The 20,149-nt window shown below is 35.3% G+C and carries 14 protein-coding genes; all 14 read left to right on the forward strand.

What is annotated here, in order from left to right; genetic code table 11:
* Positions 1 to 2 precede the first annotated feature (2 nt).
* Positions 3 to 2,339, forward strand: coding sequence for a beta-ketoacyl synthase N-terminal-like domain-containing protein (locus B3P17_RS02765; protein WP_252637341.1), 2,337 nt, complete (start codon positions 3 to 5; stop codon positions 2,337 to 2,339).
* Positions 2,340 to 2,495: 156 nt separating this feature from the next.
* The gene (locus B3P17_RS02770) at positions 2,496 to 3,038 is read left to right on the forward strand and encodes an RNA polymerase sigma-70 factor (protein WP_252637343.1); all 543 of its coding nucleotides are present in this window, start codon (positions 2,496 to 2,498) and stop codon (positions 3,036 to 3,038) included.
* A 64-nt stretch (positions 3,039 to 3,102) separates the two neighbouring features.
* Positions 3,103 to 4,086: a FecR family protein gene (locus B3P17_RS02775; RefSeq protein ID WP_252637344.1), complete on the forward strand. Its 984-nt coding sequence runs from the start codon at positions 3,103 to 3,105 to the stop codon at positions 4,084 to 4,086.
* A 35-nt stretch (positions 4,087 to 4,121) separates the two neighbouring features.
* Complete coding sequence (locus B3P17_RS02780; RefSeq protein ID WP_291103189.1) at positions 4,122 to 7,391, forward strand: TonB-dependent receptor; 3,270 nt, start codon at positions 4,122 to 4,124, stop codon at positions 7,389 to 7,391.
* Between the two features lie 12 nt (positions 7,392 to 7,403).
* On the forward strand, positions 7,404 to 8,864 hold the full coding sequence (locus B3P17_RS02785; RefSeq protein ID WP_252637348.1) for a RagB/SusD family nutrient uptake outer membrane protein: 1,461 nt from the start codon (positions 7,404 to 7,406) through the stop codon (positions 8,862 to 8,864).
* 12 nt (positions 8,865 to 8,876) lie between these two features.
* Entirely contained in the window at positions 8,877 to 9,572 is a 696-nt protein-coding gene (locus tag B3P17_RS02790) for a DUF5016 domain-containing protein (protein ID WP_291103194.1), read from the forward strand.
* Between the two features lie 38 nt (positions 9,573 to 9,610).
* The gene (locus B3P17_RS02795; RefSeq protein WP_291103197.1) at positions 9,611 to 10,231 is read left to right on the forward strand and encodes a DUF5121 domain-containing protein; all 621 of its coding nucleotides are present in this window, start codon (positions 9,611 to 9,613) and stop codon (positions 10,229 to 10,231) included.
* A 76-nt stretch (positions 10,232 to 10,307) separates the two neighbouring features.
* Positions 10,308 to 11,279: a TolB family protein gene (locus tag B3P17_RS02800; protein ID WP_252637352.1), complete on the forward strand. Its 972-nt coding sequence runs from the start codon at positions 10,308 to 10,310 to the stop codon at positions 11,277 to 11,279.
* Positions 11,280 to 11,295: 16 nt separating this feature from the next.
* A complete protein-coding gene (locus tag B3P17_RS02805; protein ID WP_252637353.1) occupies positions 11,296 to 13,803 on the forward strand; it encodes a family 20 glycosylhydrolase in 2,508 nt (835 codons plus the stop codon).
* 1 nt (position 13,804) lies between these two features.
* Positions 13,805 to 15,394 (forward strand): beta-N-acetylhexosaminidase, encoded by a 1,590-nt coding sequence (locus B3P17_RS02810; protein ID WP_252637354.1) that lies wholly within the window; start codon positions 13,805 to 13,807, stop codon positions 15,392 to 15,394.
* A gap of 10 nt (positions 15,395 to 15,404) precedes the next feature.
* Positions 15,405 to 16,565, forward strand: a complete 1,161-nt coding sequence (locus tag B3P17_RS02815; RefSeq protein WP_252637355.1) for an acyltransferase family protein — start codon at positions 15,405 to 15,407, stop codon at positions 16,563 to 16,565.
* A 180-nt stretch (positions 16,566 to 16,745) separates the two neighbouring features.
* A complete protein-coding gene (locus tag B3P17_RS02820) occupies positions 16,746 to 17,432 on the forward strand; it encodes a response regulator transcription factor (protein ID WP_291103204.1) in 687 nt (228 codons plus the stop codon).
* Positions 17,433 to 17,992: 560 nt separating this feature from the next.
* On the forward strand, positions 17,993 to 18,805 hold the full coding sequence (locus B3P17_RS15910) for a sensor histidine kinase (RefSeq protein ID WP_422653386.1): 813 nt from the start codon (positions 17,993 to 17,995) through the stop codon (positions 18,803 to 18,805).
* A 52-nt stretch (positions 18,806 to 18,857) separates the two neighbouring features.
* Positions 18,858 to 20,144 (forward strand): TolC family protein, encoded by a 1,287-nt coding sequence (locus B3P17_RS02830; protein WP_252637358.1) that lies wholly within the window; start codon positions 18,858 to 18,860, stop codon positions 20,142 to 20,144.
* Positions 20,145 to 20,149: the final 5 nt, after the last annotated feature.

Genomic DNA, 20,149 nt, shown 5'->3' on the forward strand with positions numbered 1-20,149 from the left:
AAGTGGAAAACAAGAAAGATATAGCAATAGTAGGGATGTCTTGTATTGCTCCTGAAGCAAGTAATTACACTGAGTATTGGAATAATCTTATCAATGGGGTGGACTGTATTAAGGATGTTCCTGCTGATAGATTAGATCCTAGATATTTTGAAGAGACAAAGACTCCGGCTGTAGATCGATTTTACTGCAAACGAGGAGGTTTTATTCCGGATATACTATTTGACCCTATCCAATTTTCTATTCTACCATTGGCTGTAGAAGGAATGGATACAGCACATCTCTTAGCATTAAAATGTGTTTATGAAGCATTGGAAGATGCATCGGTCTTTGAAAAAAATATATCCTTAAAGAAATGCGCATTGGTAATAGGAAAAGGAGCATATGTGGGATCTGCTATATGGCGAGCTATGGATATTGTTCATGTCAGTCATCAAATAACAGAAGTGGTAAAAAAAGCATTACCCGATTTATCTGATGAAGAACTCGACAAAATAAAAGAACATTATCAAACATCAAGAGGGCGTTATCAGGCGGATTCTATGCCCGGGCTTATACCCAATCTGATAGCATCCCTTATTTCTAATAAGTTAGATATGCAGGGACCGTCATATGTAGTTGATGCAGCTTGCGCTAGCTCTTTGATTGCATTGGATCATTGTGTGAAAGAACTAGAAAGTGGAAGATGTGATATTGCAGTTGCAGGGGGAGTTCATGTTGGTCATAATGCTCCGTTTTGGAGTATTTTTTCACAACTTGGAGCTCTATCTCATAAACAACGTATCTGTCCATTTAGCGAAAATGCGGATGGTCTACTGATTGGTGAAGGTAGCGGTTTCGTTGTTCTAAAAACGTTGGATAAGGCTATTGCAGATAAAGATCGTATTTATGCAGTCATCAAAGGGGTAGGAGTGAGTAGTGATGGATCAGGAGTTGCCGTAATGGCTCCATCAGTAAAGGGACAAAAACTTGCTATAGAAACAGCTTGGGCTAATAGAGATTTAGACAAATCTAAAATTGGTTATTTAGAAGCGCATGGTACTGCTACAACGATAGGAGATAAGACAGAGTTACAAACTTTATCAGAAGTGTTTCCAAAAGAAGAATGTGACAAAGATGTACTGATTGGTTCTGTAAAATCTAATATTGGTCATGTTATGCCTGCCGCAGGTATTCTTGGCTTGATTAAAACAGTTTTAGCATTATATACTAGAAAAATTCCTCCAACATTACATTGTGAGCATCCATTAAAGGGGATAGAAAATACCCGTTTCAAACCTGTACAGAAACTTCAGGATTGGGATGAAAATAAGTACCCATTAGTTGCTGGGGTAAATGCTTTTGGCTTTGGAGGAATAAATGCACATGTGATCTTAGAAGCATACGGAGAAAAACGATCTTTAGACGATGATGTTGAGAAAAGCCCATTTCAAGATAAAGTAATAGCGATTAGCTCTACCTCCAAAGAAGAGTTAATAAAGACTTTACGTAATGGACAAACAGCATCTTTTAATCAAGAAGGAGACTACCGTTTGGTTCTATTCAATCCAACGACCGATAGGATAGAAAAAGCTATAAAATTTATTGAAAAAGATTTAATATGGAAAGGGCGTCAAGATATTTGGTTTACAAATAAACCACTTATAAAGAATGGAGGAAAGATTGCTTTTATGTATCCGGGCTATGATCCCGGAGTGAACCCAGAAATAGAGAGCCTGATCAACTATTTTAAATTTTCTTTACCTGAAGAGGAATACAGATCAGCAGAAAGTAAAATTATAGACAATGTCTTAAGATTGTATCGTATCAACAAAGCGATGGATATGTCGTTGAAGGCATTAAATATAAAATCAGATATGAACGTCGGACACAGCTTAGGTGAGTGGTTCGGTGTGGAAGCATCAGGTATGATATCAGGTAAATCAATCAAGAAACTTATCAACTGCTTAGATGCTAGTAAATATAAAATAGATGGCGTTTTCTTTATTGCTGTCAGTGTAGGGCGGGAGAGGGTTAAGAAGTATTTGGACTCAATACCTAATCTTTACTTGTCTAATGATAATTGTCCGAATCAAGTATTATTATGCGCTACCGAAGATGCTCTTAAGAAGTTGTCCGAATCTCTTAGGCAGGAAGATATTTTCTTTCAGGTTTTACCATATCAATCTGGATTTCATACTCCTTTCATAAAAGACAGGCTTGATCTGCTTGAGGATTCGTTCCAATATCTCGAATTTATTGATCCGAGTGTGCCAATGTGGTCATCGTATATCCTTGTCTTAAAAAGAGTCTATTTTTTATATATGGGAAATATATTTAAGCCATTACTTTTTCTGAATTGAAAAACGAGAAAAAGACTAACCTTAAGAACAAATATAAGTTGTTAATTTATTTTAGTTGTTATGCTGCAAACATAAAACTTACTAGCTTTGTGCCGATAGATAGTTATTGTCATTTCTATATATCCCAGATTTCGTTTTTTATCTATTCTAGATCGTATGGACATAGAAAAAGAGTATCTTTTAAATATTTCGAAAGGAAATACAAAAGCTTTCGATTCTCTTTTTATTCTTCATTATCCTCGAGTGAAAAATTTTATAATGAGTTTAGTAAAGAATGAAGAAGATGCTCGAGATTTATCTCAAGATATATTTCTTAAAATATGGAACAATAGAGAGAAGCTCCCCGAAATTCAATATTTCAGAACATACTTATTCCAAATGTCCAAAAATGCGGTCTTCGATTTTTTTAAGGAGAATGCACTCTTTGATGATTACGAGCGAGAGTATAAAATAAAAGACTTCGATTCATTGGAAGAGTCAATTGAGGCTCGTGATTTGGAAATGCTTATTGATACATTAGTTGAATCAATGCCTGAGCAACGAAAGAAAATATATAAAATGAGCCGTAAAGAAGGATTCACAAACGAGGAAATTTCTATAAAATTAGAAATTAGCAAAAGAACGGTAGAGACCCACATTTCCAGTGCATTAAAAGATATTAGAAAACTACTCATGAACATAGTTTTATTTTTTTACTAAAAAAAAGAATTACCGACTACGTGTTTATTTCCTTATTACAGTCTAAGTAATAAAAGCCAAAGAAATGCATAAAAAGCACATCGATCTACTTATAAGAAGATATACAGAGAATATTCTTCCCAAGAATATCCAGTATAAATTCAGACAATGGCTGATAAATTCAGACAATGTTGAAGATAAAAATGCATCTCTTGAAAATATATGGAATAATATAAATGCGGAGGCTGATGAATCTACAATAAGAGATTTAGAGCTGTTGCATCAAAAAATGAATGCAAGACATAGAATTAAGAGAATCAATTACTCTTACATTGTGCGTATTGCCGCCATGATTATGATTCCTATACTATGTTCATATCTTACATATTTCCTGACACAGAAATATTCGGTTAAAAATGTGAATATGGTAGAATGCTTTGTTCCTTATGGCGAAAAAAAATTAATTGTTTTACCGGATAGCAGCGAGGTATGGGTGAATTCAGGATCAATAATAATATATCCCGAAAAATTTGTAGGAGATACACGCACTATTTATCTCAATGGTGAAGCTAATTTCTCCGTAACTAAAAATCCGGATAAACGTTTTATCGTAAGTACAAACAATTTGAATATTGAAGCATTGGGAACAATATTTAATGTTAGGGCTTATTTAGACTTACCAAAAATAACAGCAACATTAGAAGAGGGTAAGATAAAAGTAGAAACAAAAACGGGCCCTGTACAATCTATGATATTGAAGCCGAATGAGCAAATTATATATGATAATAAAACTCAATATTTATCGAAACAAATTGTGGATGCAAAGAGAGTAGCAATGTGGAAAGATGGATATTTAATATTTCAGGAAGCCTCTTTTGGTGATATTCTGCATGCTATAGAAAAACGCTATGATGTAGTTATACACTTTGATGCGGGTAAATATGAAGGAAGGACATTTACGGTACGTTTCTCTCCAGAAGAAACCCTGCCGGAAACCCTTGACATACTAAAAGAAATTATCCGAGACTTCAATTATAAGATAAAAAGCAATACTATATATATATATTGAAAAGCAATTAATTAACCTTTAAAATTTATACTCTAATGTTGAAAAGAAAGCATGTTTATACATGGCTTACAGTACTTCTATTGTCTTGTTTGAGCCATGTTTGGGCGCAGTCCAACATTAATATTGTGAATAATAATATCACAATCAGGGCTGCATTGTATGAAATAGAAAAACAAAGTGGCTATTCGGTCGGATTTGATGAAACGGATCTTGATGTAGAAAAAAAACTCTCGATATCAATCCGTAATTTATCTTTGGAAGACGCTCTTAAACAGGTTCTGAAAAATGAGAATTGTAGCTATACAATTAAGCAGAAACATATAATCATTGTTTCGAAACAAAAAAAGGACTCTTACCTTACTCAGCATAGCATTGTGGCACAGGGAAAAACAGTACAGGGAACAGTTATTGACAATCAAGGAGAGCCTTTGATTGGAGTAAGTGTAGTGCAAGAAGGAACAAATAATGGAACAATCACAGATTTGGATGGTAGTTTCTCTATCTCAGTAAAAGACGAAAAATCTGTATTATTGATCTCTTATGTGGGATATGCATCACAACGTATTACTGTTGGTAAAAACTCGCATATACAAGTCAAACTACAAGAGAATAATAAGGAGTTGGAAGAAGTAGTTGTTATAGGTTATAATACGGTAAAAAAGAAGGACTTGACGACTGCTGTTGCTGTAGTATCTACGGAAGATATTTCAGAACGTCCAATTATATCAGCAGCTCAGGCTATACAAGGAAGAGCTGCCGGAGTACAGGTTGTTCAACCCTCAGGTCAGCCGGGTTCTGAACTATCTATCAGAGTCAGAGGTGCAACATCTATACAGGCTGGGAATGAGCCGCTATATGTAGTAGATGGTACTCCAATGACGACTATTTCGAATCTTAGTGCGAATGATATAGAAAGTATGCAAATACTTAAAGATGCTTCATCTGCTGCTATCTATGGAGCAAGAGCAGCTAATGGAGTTGTACTTATTACGACTAAAAGAGGGAAGGCTGGCGTACGTTCTGTGAGCTTTAGTTCGTATGTTGGATTTTCGAAGCTGGGAAATAAAATAAATGCATTGAACACTGAACAGTATAAAGATTATATCAAAGATCTAAACAAGTACACAGATACACCTGTCTCTATCCCTGATGAAGAAACTCGTTATACAAATTGGACTGATGCATTTTACGGAACCGGTAGTAATCAAAATTATCAGTTGTCATTAACCAGTGGAACTGATAAACTTCAGTATTTTGCATCTGCCGGTTATTTGGATGAACAAGGTATTGTTAAAAAGTCGAATTTTAAACGTTATAATTTCAGAACGAACATTGATAATCAGCAAACAGACTGGCTTAAAATGGGACTAAACCTTGCCTATACAAAAACAAAAGGAAGCAAGGTCTATGAAAACAGAAGTGCAATGAGAGCCGGATCAATCCTTTCGGTAATAAATACTCCTCCTTATATTCAAAAGTGGGATTCTGATAATCCCGGACAATATGATGAATTTGCATATGGAGCACGTATATTAAGTCCATTTGCTGCTAATGCTGCAGATCAGACTTACGACAGAAGCCGTCTGATTGGGTCTCTCAACCTCGATTTTACTCTTGCAAAAAACTTACATTACAAAACAAGTTTTGGAATAGACGAAACTAACTCTAGAGGCTTATATTTTCTAGACCCTACATCCAACTCTGACGGACGATCTACTAAAGGTCGTGTAGAGGAAGAAAGTTCTAAGGATTTTGAATGGCTATGGGAAAACCTTGTAACATACCAAAACAAGTTTAAAGACAAACACAACTTATCGATACTTGGGGGTGCTACGATACAAAAAGCTAAATCAGAAGGAGGAAAGCTTTCAGGATACGACTTACTTAGTTCTTATCCTAATATTCGCTCTTTCTCTGCGGCTAACATTATCGATAAAGATGAAACATGGAGCTACGCATCCGAGTGGACTCTTGCCTCGTTTCTGGGACGTGTAGCATACGATTACGAAAGTAAATATCTGATCAGTGCCAATATGCGAGCAGATGGTTCGTCTAAGTTTGCTCCGGGAAAAAGATGGGGTGTTTTTCCTTCATTTTCTGCCGGATGGCGTATTTCTAGTGAGTCCTTTATGACCGGTACAGCAAATGTCATTTCAGACTTGAAGCTCAGAGCAGGGTGGGGGCTTAATGGTAATCAGGAAGGTATTGGCAATTATTCATGGCGAGCGCAATATGCAGCAGGAAGAATACCTCCTACTACTGATAATTCATTACCTGGTTTGTCTCTTTATTTGAAAACTCCTGGCAACAGAGAATTGACATGGGAAAAAACGACCCAAACAAACGTAGGTATTGATCTCAGCATGTTTAATTCGAGACTCATCTTCACTTTTGATGCATACTATAAATATACAAAAGACATGTTGTTAACTGTTTATCTACCCAGTTATGCCAATATACCCGGAGGAATTGCTCGCAATGATGCTGAAATGAAAAATAAAGGTCTTGAAATAGCTGTATCTGCGCGAAGCATAGATGCTAAGAGCTTTAAATGGAATACTGATTTTAATATTTCATTCAACAAGAATGAAGTAACCAAACTTGGTTTAAACAAAGTGTACTATTATGCCACTACTTATACTACCGAACAACCTGCTATTATATTAAAGGAAGGAAACTCATTGGGAACATTTTACGGATATGTATCAAAAGGAGTAGATCCGGAAACCGGTAATATCATCTATGAAGATAGAAATGAGAACGGAATAATAGATCCTGAAGACCGAACTAAAATCGGGGATGCACAACCCTTATTTGTTTTTGGTCTGACAAACACTTTCTCGTATGCAAACTTTAACTTATCTGTATTCTTTCAAGGATCATACGGAAATGATATTTTCAACGCATCAAAGATTGATATGACAGGTATGATGGACTTTCGTAATCAATCTACCGATGTCTTAAAGAGATGGAAACGCCCCGGTATGGTAACCGAAATACCTCGTCCGGGAAATATAGAGAATATTTATAACTCTTCCCGCTTTGTTGAAGATGGCTCATATCTGCGATTAAAAAATATAACACTATCTTATGATTTTAGCCCGAAGTTCAACTTTCTGAAAAAAGCAGGAATCAGAAAACTTCAACCATATATAACAGCTCAAAATCTATGGACTTGGACAAAATATAGCGGATACGACCCTGAAGTAAATGCTTATGATGCAAGTGCAGTCGAATTAGGTGTCGATTATGGAACATATCCTCAGAACAAATCCATAATATTTGGTCTTAATGTAGAATTCTAAAAATATGAAGCAATGAAAACATATATAAAATTATTAGCCTTTATATCATGTCTATTTATCACCTATTCCTGTGGCGATTTTCTAGACAATGAACCTTTATCTGATTTCACAGGAGATCCACAGAATTCTTCGAATCTGGAATCTAAATATGCATCAGTAACCGATGCTGAAGCTGAACTGAATGGTGCTTATAATAAATTTAAACAAGATATTTTTCAATTTGAGAATTTCAGTTATGGGGATATCCAGTCAGACAATTGCTATGCCGGAGGTGATGGAGTTCCGGGTGAAGAAGTGGACGGTATCAGGGTAACATCTATGAACTCGAAAACAAAACTAATGTGGGCCCAATATTATGAAATGGGAGGAGCAGCAACAAGCGTAATAGAAAATACACGTTTGATGAAAACAAATATTGATGATGCTATCCGCAAACGAATTATTGCCGAAGCTAAGTTTATAAGGGCTTATGCATATTTCGATATTGTAAGAATATGGGGCGATGCCCCTCTGATGATAGAATTGATACCTGCTATTACGGCCGAGAATTTAGAAGAACTATACCCTAAACTATATCCTGCGCGTACTCCTTCAGACGATATCTATGCACAGATAATAAAAGATTTGGAAGAAGCTATCCCTGACCTGGGTAGTCTGTCGCAAGGTGCATTTAAAGCAACCAAAGGAGCAGCAAATGGTTTGTTGGCAAAAGTATATGCTACTCGTGGAGAAAAGTCTGGACGTAACTATTCTAAAGTTGTAGAACTATGTGATAAAGTGATTGCTGATGGTTATAAGTTAGTGACAAACTATGATGATTTATGGAATCCGGCAAATAAATATACAACAGAAAGCATCTTTGAAGTATATTATGATGCTACATCTCCCAATTGGGCATATTGGGTGTTGTACAGTGAAGAAGATGGTTCTATTACATGGCGCCGCTACTGTACACCGACACATGATCTGATCTCTAAATTCAACCCTGACGACAAACGCTTTGCATCAACAATTGTTTATAAAGAAGTACCATATGATAACTACTTCCCGTCAAGCAATTATCCTATTGCAAATAAAATCCGCCAAAAAGATTCAGAGATTATATTAATGCGATTAGCAGACATACTTCTCCTTAAAGCTGAAGCATTAGTTGAATTAAATAAGATTAGCGAAGCTATGAATATTGTAAATACGATTCGCGATCGGGCCGGATTAAAGAAATTATCAACAACTTTATCTCAAGGAGATGCTCGTTTAGCCGTTGAACAAGAACGTCAATTTGAGCTTGCTTTGGAAGGACAACGCTGGTATGATCTGTTACGCAATGACAGAATGGTGGAAGTTATGCGTCAACATAAAGACAAAAATGGAAAATTACTTTTCCCAAACCTAGAAGAATTTCATAAACTATGGCCTGTGCCTCAGACAGAGAAAGATTCAAATCCCAACCTAACACAAAATCCGGGTTATTAAAAAATGAATATTATGAAGACATTTAAAATATTATTTTTATTGATTTTTATATCTGCCATTTTCGTATCATGTAGTGACAATGATGACAACTCTACAATCGTAGTACCAGTTATCGAGTCGCTGGCAATAAAGGGTAACGAAAATATTAAGTTAGGAGATTCTATTTATTTTGATGCGAAAGTGAGCGATGCAGTTCGTCCTCTTTCCACTCTCGAGGTCGAATTGGTGGCCAACGATGTTGTCATCAGTAGTAAGTCTATACGAACCAAAGGTAATTCTGTATCGCTAGATAATATTTCTTTGTTTGTACCATTTACATCCAATATTGCTACAGGAGATGAACTGAAAGTCAACTTCGCCTTGATAAATGTGGATGGAGGAGAAACTAAAGAGCAAAAAACACTTAAAGCTATCCGTCCCGAGCTACCAGAGACCCTTTATCTTATATTAAGTGATAAATCTGTAATAGAGTTGCATGCAAAAGAAAATACTCCATACATCTATGAATCAGAAGAAGGGGGATATCCAAGTACTTTCAGTACTAAAATAGCAACATCCGAGGATCTTGCACAAGCTAACTATGTATGGAATGCAGGTATTGATGATAATGTAGCATCTATTGGAGATAGATTTNNATTCAATTTTCATATAGTAACTGGCTTGTTAAGAAAATTATATTCGATGCATTTTCTTTCAATTTTGATATAGAGGGCTTGAGACTGGTCATCAAGGTAAATAATGTACAGATGATGGCCTCCGGAAATTACTTGTATGCAAGTGTAGACTTTACCAAAGGACAAAATTTTTCGATATCAGGCATTGATAATATAGAACAAGCTTACAATAGAGACTTTTTCGAATATAATGCTGAAACAAAGACATACAAATTTATAGGTGAATCCGGCAAATGGGATGTGTACTATTCTTTGGAATATAATTATATATGGATTAACAAGATGACAGATGTGGCTCCGGCTACTTATTGGATCATTGGGCATGGATTTTCTTCATCTCCTACTTGGAATAGTGCATTTAATTCAATTGGATGGGATCTCAATGATGTGAAACAGTTAGCTTACATGCGTCTTGTAGAACCAAATAAGTATCAGGCAACTGTTTATCTGTCAGACCAGCATGACTGGGGAGGTTTTGATATCCAAATATTTAGTAATCGTACATGGGATGCCCAATTTGCTGTTTTTTCAAACGACTTATTTACCGGAGATTCATCCGGGGTGAGTGCAGCAGGCGGAAGCATGGCAGATTTGGTCGGAGGAGAAGGTTTTACTCCGGGTTATTACCGTATTACACTAGATGTTTCTGATGGTTTGAACAAATCTAAAGTTGATTTTAAAAGACTTCCTTGATAATAATAACAGTGGCTCTGATCATGATGCAAATGAAAATCTGTCATCAGAGCCACTAAAATAAAAATATAATACAATGAATACATATTGGTTAAAATCTTTGATAATATGCAGTTTAGGACTCTCTCTATTTAGCTGCAATGATAACGATGATAATAACAAAACAGAGACGCCTCCTGTTATAACCGAGGCTCCAACCTTAAAAGGCAAACTAGTATATCACAATTATACAACCTATGACACTGAAGATTCTAAAATGTACATTTATGATTTTGGTACAAATGAATTGAAATGTATAAGTGAAAACTGGAAAATACGCAACGCTATGAATGCGCATTTTTCTCCCGATGGTAAACAGATCACTTTTATGGGAATAGGAGAAGATACAAATACATGGGATATCTTTTTATACGATCTTTCGGGAACAACACAGCCTGTAAATCTTACACCATATGACGGAACAAGAGATGAAGATCCTAAATTTTCCCCTGATGGGAAACGCATAGCTTTTAAACAAGACTTTAGGGTTGCCGAACTCAATTTGGAAACAGGGAAAGTGACAAAACTTAGTCCTGTAGATTATTCGATGCCTTACTATAATGCCGATGGGACAAAGCTTATTTGTTCGAAAGGCGATGGAGCAACATCTTCTATTGCTGTGATCGATATTAAAAGTAAATCTATAAAAACACTTTATGATGCAGCTAAAGTTCAGGATTATTATCCTATAAATGCGGATGAAACATCATTCTATTATTCTGTGGGATATTCCGAAACAAATCGTGTAGATCAAGTATATCGTGGATTTTGGAGCGGATTGAAAAGTAAACGCCTCCCTTTTAATAATACAGACGGAGATTATTCTGATGCTTATCCGGTAAATAATGATTGGGTTATTATCTGTAGCACACGTACCGGAAGCCTTGGAGGATATGATCTATATATTGCAAATGTTGTATCGGGAGAAATTTTTCCGATGACAGACTATAATAAAAATATAAACACTGCGAAAAATGAACTGGGACCGTGTGTCTATATTCAAAAATAAAGAAAGTTTTTAAGACATGAAATACATCATTTATCTGATTACTTCTATGTTTATAATGTCGGCATGTATAAATCAGAAGAATCTAAACAAATCCCCTGTCTCATTAATGTGGGAAATGGGTAGAAATGGAATAGAGCCCGGATATTATGAAAATACATTTTATCTTATTAATCATAGCAATGATTCCTTAAAGGAAAATTGGATTGTCTACTATAATCAAATGCCGGCAGCTGTAAAGCCAGACCCGACATCACCTGTCATTGTGCAGCAAATCAGTTCTACTTATTACAAGATTGCACCATCATCTTCATATCGTCCTTTAGCTTCGGGTGATACTTTAAAGATAACATTTCGTTGTGCAGGAAGTATTCTGAAAAATGCAGGAGCACCGGAAGGCGCATACATTGTTATGCTCGATGAAAAAAGAAAAGAGTCTGTACCGTATAGTGTTGCTATCAATTCCAAACCTTTTCTTCATGATTATCAATGGTCAAGAGTAGGAGAGAGTGAGTTGCCATATCCTGATGGAAAAATGATTTATGAAAGTAATCTAATTTTTTCAGAGCAAGTACTTTTAAAGAAAACGGATATCTTCCCATCGCTGAAACATGTGAAGGAGAATGGCGGAGAATTTTCCTTCACAAAAGATGTTAGCCTGAAATATGATCCAACGTTTGCGAATGAAGCAAATCTATTGAAAGAAAAGCTTGAAAAACTATATGGCTGTAATATTGTAGATAAGGCTGCTGTAACTATAAATCTGAGAAAAGAATCGTATGTAGGCAAAAATAAAGAATACTATCAAATGGAACTGAATAATGGTTCCATTGAAATTACCGGAAATACTCCTCATGCAATTTTTAACGGGGTTCAAACGCTTTTAGCATTTATACATAGTAAAGATTTACCATATAGCTTACCGAATGTAAGTATATCTGATTATCCCGATCTCGAATATCGAGGTCAAATGTTAGACGTTGCTCGTAATTTTTCTTCTAAAGAGAATATATTGAAGCTTATAGATATTTTATCAATGTATAAAATGAGCGTTTTACATTTGCATTTGACAGACGATGAAGGTTGGCGCATAGAAATTCCCGGTTTAGAGGAACTGACAACAGTTGGAGCTCGCCGAGGTCATACTGTAGACGAGAAGGAATGTCTATATCCGGCCTATGGAAGTGGCTGGGATGCTAATGATGAAAATTCGATAGGAAATGGTTATTTTACTAGAAGCGACTTTATAGAAATACTTAAATATGCACAGAAGCATCATATTAGAGTTATCCCCGAAATAGATCTACCCGGACATGCACGAGCAGCGATTAAGGCTATGAATGTTCGGTATTATAAATATATAAAATCAGATAAAAAGAAGGCAGAAGAATATTTACTTACTGATTTTGCGGATACATCACGTTATATCTCGGCGCAAAGTTATACTGATAATGTTATCAATGTAGCTTTACCCTCAGTATATAGCTTTGTGAAAAAGGTTGTAACCGAAGTAAATTTGATGTACAAAGATGCCGGAATGGAATTGTCTGTTTTACATCTGGGAGGGGATGAAGTTCCCCATGGAGCTTGGGAAGGGTCGGATATTGCAATGACATTTATGAAGGATAAAGGCTTCAAGAAAACGAGAGAGTTGAAGGACTATTTTATTGAACAGATCATTCCTTTCTTTAAAGAAAAGAATATACAGCTCGGTGCATGGCAGGAAGTTGGTTTATTACCTGATGAAACGGTAAATAAGAAGTTTGCCGGAGATAATGTTTTAAGTTATTGCTGGAATACAGTTCCGGAGTGGAATGGAGATGAGATTCCTTATAGATTGGCTAATGCCGGCTATCCTATTATTCTATGCAATGTCACCAATTTGTATTTTGACTTATCATATAACAAACATGAAAATGAACCTGGAGCTTATTGGGGAGGTTTTGTAAATGAGTATAATTCGTTTAATGTTGTACCATATGATATATATAAGTCTGTACGATCAGATATGAGTGGTAATCGCGTAGATATAACAAAAGTATCTAAGAAAAAAATAGCTTTATCACCGAATGCTTTTAACGAAATAAAAGGCATGCAAGGACAATTATGGGCAGAAACCATACGCAATTTTGACATGGTTGAATACTATTTGCTCCCCAAGATGTTTGGTCTTATAGAGAGAGCTTGGAATACTCATCCTGAATGGGAGAAAGAGCCGTTAAGCGATAAATATACTGATGCATTGCGCCTGTATAATAGAAAGATAAGTGAGTACGAGTTACCTCGTCTTAATCTTTTGAATATTAAATTCCGTATTGCTCATCCCGGCATAGAGATGATCGATGGCAAATTACATGTAAACACATCTATTCCTAATGCTGAAATCAGATATACAATAGATGGATCGGAACCTACGGTTAATTCTACTCTTTGGACTGAATCTATAACTTGTAATGCAAAAGAAATAAGGGCGAAAGCTTTTTATTGTGGACGAGAAAGTGTAACCACATTATACAAATACAAATAAGATGAAGTTTAGAATATTCCTCTTGTGTCTGTGTTTTATTATAGAGACACAGGGTGGGTTTTCTCAGAAATTAAATTGTGAAACCCCTCGATTGATACCAAAACCTCAAAAAGAGATATACTCTAATCTATTTCTACGTTTGCCATCGGTAATAACGATAAGCAAAGATATAGATGAGAATGCCAAAAGCATAATTGAAAAAGCATTATTGGAATCTTTGAACATAGAGGTCTCTTATGGCTCGAATGAAAATAGCCTAATACGTTTCTTTGTAGATAAACAATTACCTGATGAAGCATATCATATTAAGATAGACACAGTACATATTGATATCCATGCATCCGGTTCCGCCGGAAGCCTTTGGGCGATACAAACTTTGCATCAGATGATAGAATCTATTTCTCTCACATCTGCAGGTCAAATCAAACAATTACCTGTTACAGAAATAGAAGATTATCCTCGATATGAGTGGCGAGGGTTTCATTTGGATGTGGCTCGACATTTCTTTACAAAAGAGTATTTATTAAAAACGATAGAACGCTTATCATTTTATAAAATAAACAAGCTGCATTTGCACTTAAACGATGATCAGGGATGGCGAATCGAAATAGATAAATATCCACTATTAACAGAAATCGGCGCATGGAGATCTTTTGATAAATATGACTCGATCTGTATACGCCAATCGGAATATAATCCGGATATGCAAATAGATAAACGTTTCATTCGAAATGACTCTAAGTATGGCGGATTTTACACTAAAGCTGATATGCGGGAAATCATCGCACATGCACAAAAGTATGGCATAGAAATTATACCTGAAATAGATATGCCGGGGCACATGTCTGCTGCGATAAGAGCATATCCATGGCTATCTTGCACTGGAAATACCGGCTGGGGTAAAGAGTTTTCGTATCCTATATGTCCGTGTGATCCTAAAGTTATAGATTTTGCAAAAGACATATATTCTGAAATAGCAGAACTATTTCCTTCACCTTTTGTACATATTGGAGCTGATGAAGTAGAAAGAGATACTTGGGAATTGAATGCTAATTGTAAAAAACAAATGAAAAAGCACAAAATGAAATCATCAGCCGATTTGCAGACTTTCTTTGTAAATGAAATTCAAAAGTCGCTAAAGGAAAAAGGGAAAAAGACTATCGTATGGGACGATGCAGCTGTCGATGATATCGAAAAGGAGGTACATGTGACTTTCTGGCGCGATTGGATGAATGAAAATGCGAACATGATTGTAAAGAAAGGAAATCCGATGATTTTTATGACATGGAGCCATTTTTATCTAAGTGCAAGACCTTCATTTAAACTATGGAAAGAACTATATGAATTTGATATAACAAAGGATTATCACAACATGACAGACTCTAAAGTAATCGGTTATCAGGCTTGTGTCTGGACAGAAGAAATTCCAAATGAGACAAAACTAGAAGAACATGTATACCCTGCTTTACAAGCCTATAGCGAATTAATATGGAGTAATAAACGAAACTGGCAGGATTTTTTGCAACGAATGAGTTTACACAACCGCATTATGGATAGAGAGGGAATACATTATCGTTCTTATACCTATTAAAAAAGATACAATGGAAGTAAAAATTAGCAGTCGCCTTTTATCTCTCGATGTTTTGAGGGGTATCACCATCGCCGGAATGATACTTGTAAACAACCCCGGATCATGGGGGCATATATATGCTCCGTTAAGGCATGTCGAATGGAATGGACTTACTCCGACAGACCTTATCTTTCCGTTTTTCATGTTCATTATGGGTATTTCTACCTTTATCTCGTTACGGAAATTCAACTTTGAGTTTTCTGTGCCCACGCTAAGAAAAATACTTAAACGTACATTCGTTATATTTCTTATCGGTTTAGGTCTATCCTGGTTGGGTGTTTCATTTGGTACATACCATGGCTTAGCTGCCGATAATCTGGGATTTGGGGAACGGCTGGGCAAATCCGTCACCAATTTTGAACATCTGCGTATTCTGGGTGTAATGCAACGCTTGGCGCTTACGTATGGAATAACATCTCTGATCGCTATCTTTATAAAACATAAGTATATACCGTATATAATTGTAGTCGGGCTGATTGGTTATTTCTTGCTTTTACTTTTCGGGAACGGATTTGCCACCGAAGGATACAATATCCTTGCAGTGACAGATCAAAGCATTCTTGGGCTGAATCATATGTACACAGAGTTCGGTCTCGATCCTGAAGGAATTTTAAGCACCATTCCCGCTGTGTGCCATGTGTTGATCGGTTTTTATTGTGGGAAAATACTGATGGAAACAAAAGATAGCCAACAAAGGATGCTTCATTTGTTTATAATAGGTGCAATACTTACCTTTTGCGGCTTTCTATTGAGTTATGGCTGTCCTATAAATAAGAAGATATGGTCTCCGACATTTGTTCTGACTACATGTGGGTTGGGTGCTACCTTCTTATCGCTGCTTATATGGATCATCGATGTGAAGGGGTATAAGAAGTGGTCGGTCTTTTTCGAATCGTTTGGAGTGAATCCTTTGTTTATATATGTCCTAGCAGGCATTATGGCAACTATTCTCGAAAGTATTCATTTGAATTATCCAGAGGTAATAAGCTTTAAGGATTATTTTTATACTCAGATTTTGAAATCTTTTTGTGGAGATTATTTCGGGTCATTAATCTATGCCTTATGTTTCATCTCTATTCTTTGGATAATTGGTAACATATTATATAAGAAGAAAATATTTATAAAGATTTAATATAGAAGAAGTAAAAGAAAAGTTGGTTATTAGAAGAAGCCCATGAAATAAATATTTTATGGGCTTCTTTTTTAATAAATGTTCATGTTGCTATCTCTTATTTTCAAATAACTTAAGGTTAAACATACTAGAATTTTTAAACATCCTTTATATTTGTATTTAAAAGCTACCCTTTTTAAGATGAAAATACTGATTGTGGAAGATGAGCAGAACATCAGTTCGTTTATTGAACGAGGTTTAAATATAAGCGGATTTGAAACAGAGATATGTAATGACGGATTACATGCATGGGAAAAATTACAAATCACAGATTATGATTTAATCATTATGGATATAATAATGCCTTTTATGTCAGGATTGGAGCTTTGTAAGGCTTATCGGCAAAAATTTGGCTATACTACCCCTGTAATCCTACTTACAGCATTATCTACAACCGAGGATATTGTAAGAGGCCTTAATGCCGGAGCCGATGATTATATCATCAAGCCGTTTAAGCTGGCTGAACTTGAAGCTCGGATTAATGCATTGTTAAGGCGTTCGAAAGTCAGTGCGGAAATACAAGATGACAAAATTTTACAAATTTCTAATTTAAAATTAGATACTAACACGAAGCAGGCTATTCGTGATGGAAATATAATTTATCTCACAGCTAAAGAATATTTACTACTCGAGTATTTCATGAAAAATCCCAATAGAGTGCTTTCGCGTCAAACTCTATTAGAAAACGTATGGGATATCAATTTCGACACGAATACAAATATCGTAGATGTATATGTTAACTATATACGAAATAAGATTCAGTATGAAGGAATGGATAAGCTAATTCATACAGTTATTGGATTAGGATATATATTAAAAGAAGAATGAAGATAAAAACAAAACTAGCCCTTTTATATACATCTATCACCGTCGTGATCTTGATGGTTGTTTTTATTTTTGTTTATCTACTTACTTCAAAAAATATTGATAGTAATTATTATACGCTTTTACTTGATAAAGCACTTATTACGGCTCAAAAGCATTTTGAAAAAGATGAACTGAGTCAACAAGCCTATCAAAAAGTACTTGATGCATATCAAAGATTATTACCTGAAACTTCTGAAAGAATAATTGTAGCCAATAACAGACATGATGCTACTGTAGAGCTTGAGTCTTTCTTGAATGAAAGGCAAATAGACGAATTGTTCCGAACAGAACAATTAAAATTCGAGATTGATAAGCTAAGCGGAGTTGGTATATATTACCCAGACAATGAAGGTAATTTTATCATTATCGTTACAGCTAAGAATATTCAAGGAGATTACCTGAAAAATCTGCTGAAGCATATCCTGTTAATAGTGCTATTCGTGAGTAGTATTATTATTTTTGGTCTACTCTGGTGGAATGCAAAAATGATAACTAAGCCTCTACAGGATATGGTTTCCCGAATGCAAGAAATAACACCCAAAGACCTACACCTTCGACTGATAGAGAGAAAGGGAAATGATGAACTAGCTCAAGTTATCAGTTATTTCAACCAGATGATCGAACGCTTAGAAATAAGCTTCAACTCGCAGAAGACATTTATTGCGAATGCATCACACGAACTAAAAAACCCATTAACAGCAATTATGGGTGAGTGTGAAGTTATGCAACTAAAAGAGTTTACTCCCGATGAATACAAAGGTTCTATCAAACGGATTGAAAACGAGATCGAGCGTTTAAACATATTAGTAAATAACCTTTTCCAATTAGCTCAAACCGATTTGGAAATATCAGAATCTGATGTTGAGCAATTAGATGTAGTAGGAGAGTTGCAATTCGTTATTCATTATTTAGAGCAATCTAAATATAAAGGGCGAATTTCGTTCGTGAAAAATGAGAATTCATTCTATATTCCGTCAAATAGTCATTTGTTATTTGTAGCCCTACAAAATATAATTGATAATGCTTGTAAATATTCAAATGGTGAGGTTAAAGTTGAAATCATCAAAAACAAATCCCACTTTCATCTTTTAGTCTCGGATAAAGGTATTGGCATACCGGCAAAAGAAAAAAATAAAATATTCGACACATTTTACCGAGCACAAAATACACATTCATATAAGGGGGCTGGAATAGGCTTATCTCTTGCACATAAAATATTAAAACTTTCAGGAGCTGATATTAGTATCTCATCTATGGAAAATAAAGGGACAACTGTTACNNAGTTACAATTACCTGGAATATCAATTTCTAATCCTATTCTAATCTCGGTTTAATCTCTTTCTAATTTCAAGAGTCTAGTTTTGCATCTAAAATTAGATTTTGAAGATGAGAAAGTTACTGCTATCAACTTTGCCCTGTCTTATATTGACATTTTTCGGATTACCGGTCTTTGCTCAAGAGTTTCAAATACTCAAGTATACTCCTGTGGAAATTGAGGCTTTGTTCCTAAAACAAAACCTACAGCTATTAGCCGAAAAGATGAACATCACTCTTGCCGAGGCAGAAATTGCACAATCAAAACTATGGGATAATCCACAATTATCTATCGGTTCGATGAATTTATGGAGCACCGCCAAACAAAGAGAAGAACTTGGGGGGGCCTTTCCTAGAAATACACAGTTTAGTATAGAACTTAGTCAATTAATTTTAACAGCCAATAAACGAAACAAGCTTATCAACAGCCAAAAAGTTTCAAGAGAAATTACTGTTTTAAATTTTGAAGATGTACTGAGAGGTTTGAAAGCAGAGTTTCGAAAATTAATTTACGAAACAGAATACCTTCAATCATACAAAGATGTCTTATCTGTTCAACAAGAGTCTCTTGAGCTACTTATTTCTGCCTACAAAAGACAAGCCGAACTAAACAATATCGCAAAAAATGAATTGCTTAGGCTTCAATCAGGCTTAATAGAACTTAAAAATGAAATAAATGAGACGGAAGCAGCTTTGAATGAACAACAAAAAAATCTGAAATCGTTACTTAATATCTCACCTTTTTATATCATAAAAGTAGAAAACACAAACTTCAATTATATTGATCCCAATCAGGTCTCACTCGTGTCTTTACTCGAAAAAGCGCACGAGTTACGTCCTGATATAAAACGTGAACAACAGCAAACTTTGTTTTATGAAAAATCATTGATCTACGAAAAATCACAACGAATTCCGGATATAACACTAAGTGCCTCTTATGATCAGTATGGAGGCGTATGGAAAGATTTTATCGGATTTGGGATCAGTTTCGATTTACCCTTTTTGAATAGGAATCAAGGGAATATTAAAGCTGCTAAAATAAATATTGAGCAAAACAAACTTATTGCTTTGCAGCTACAAAATATTGCTGAACATGAAATAACTGAGGCTTTCTACAATTATAGTCGCACGTACAAATTTTATGAAGAAATAGAGAATAATGATTTGTTAACAGAGTTGGATGAGATGCTTGGTATATATACAAAAAATTTCCTAAATAGAAATATCAGTATGCTCGAATACCTCGATTTTATGGAATCTTATAAAAGCAACAAACAAATAGTTCTTTTATCTCGAAAAAATATGTACAATTCATTTGTAGAGTTTCAATATGCAGTTGGCACTGAAATAAATAAGTAACGATT

It is taken from the genome of Dysgonomonas sp. UBA7630 (assembly GCF_002483985.1).
Lineage (GTDB): Bacteria > Bacteroidota > Bacteroidia > Bacteroidales > Dysgonomonadaceae > Dysgonomonas.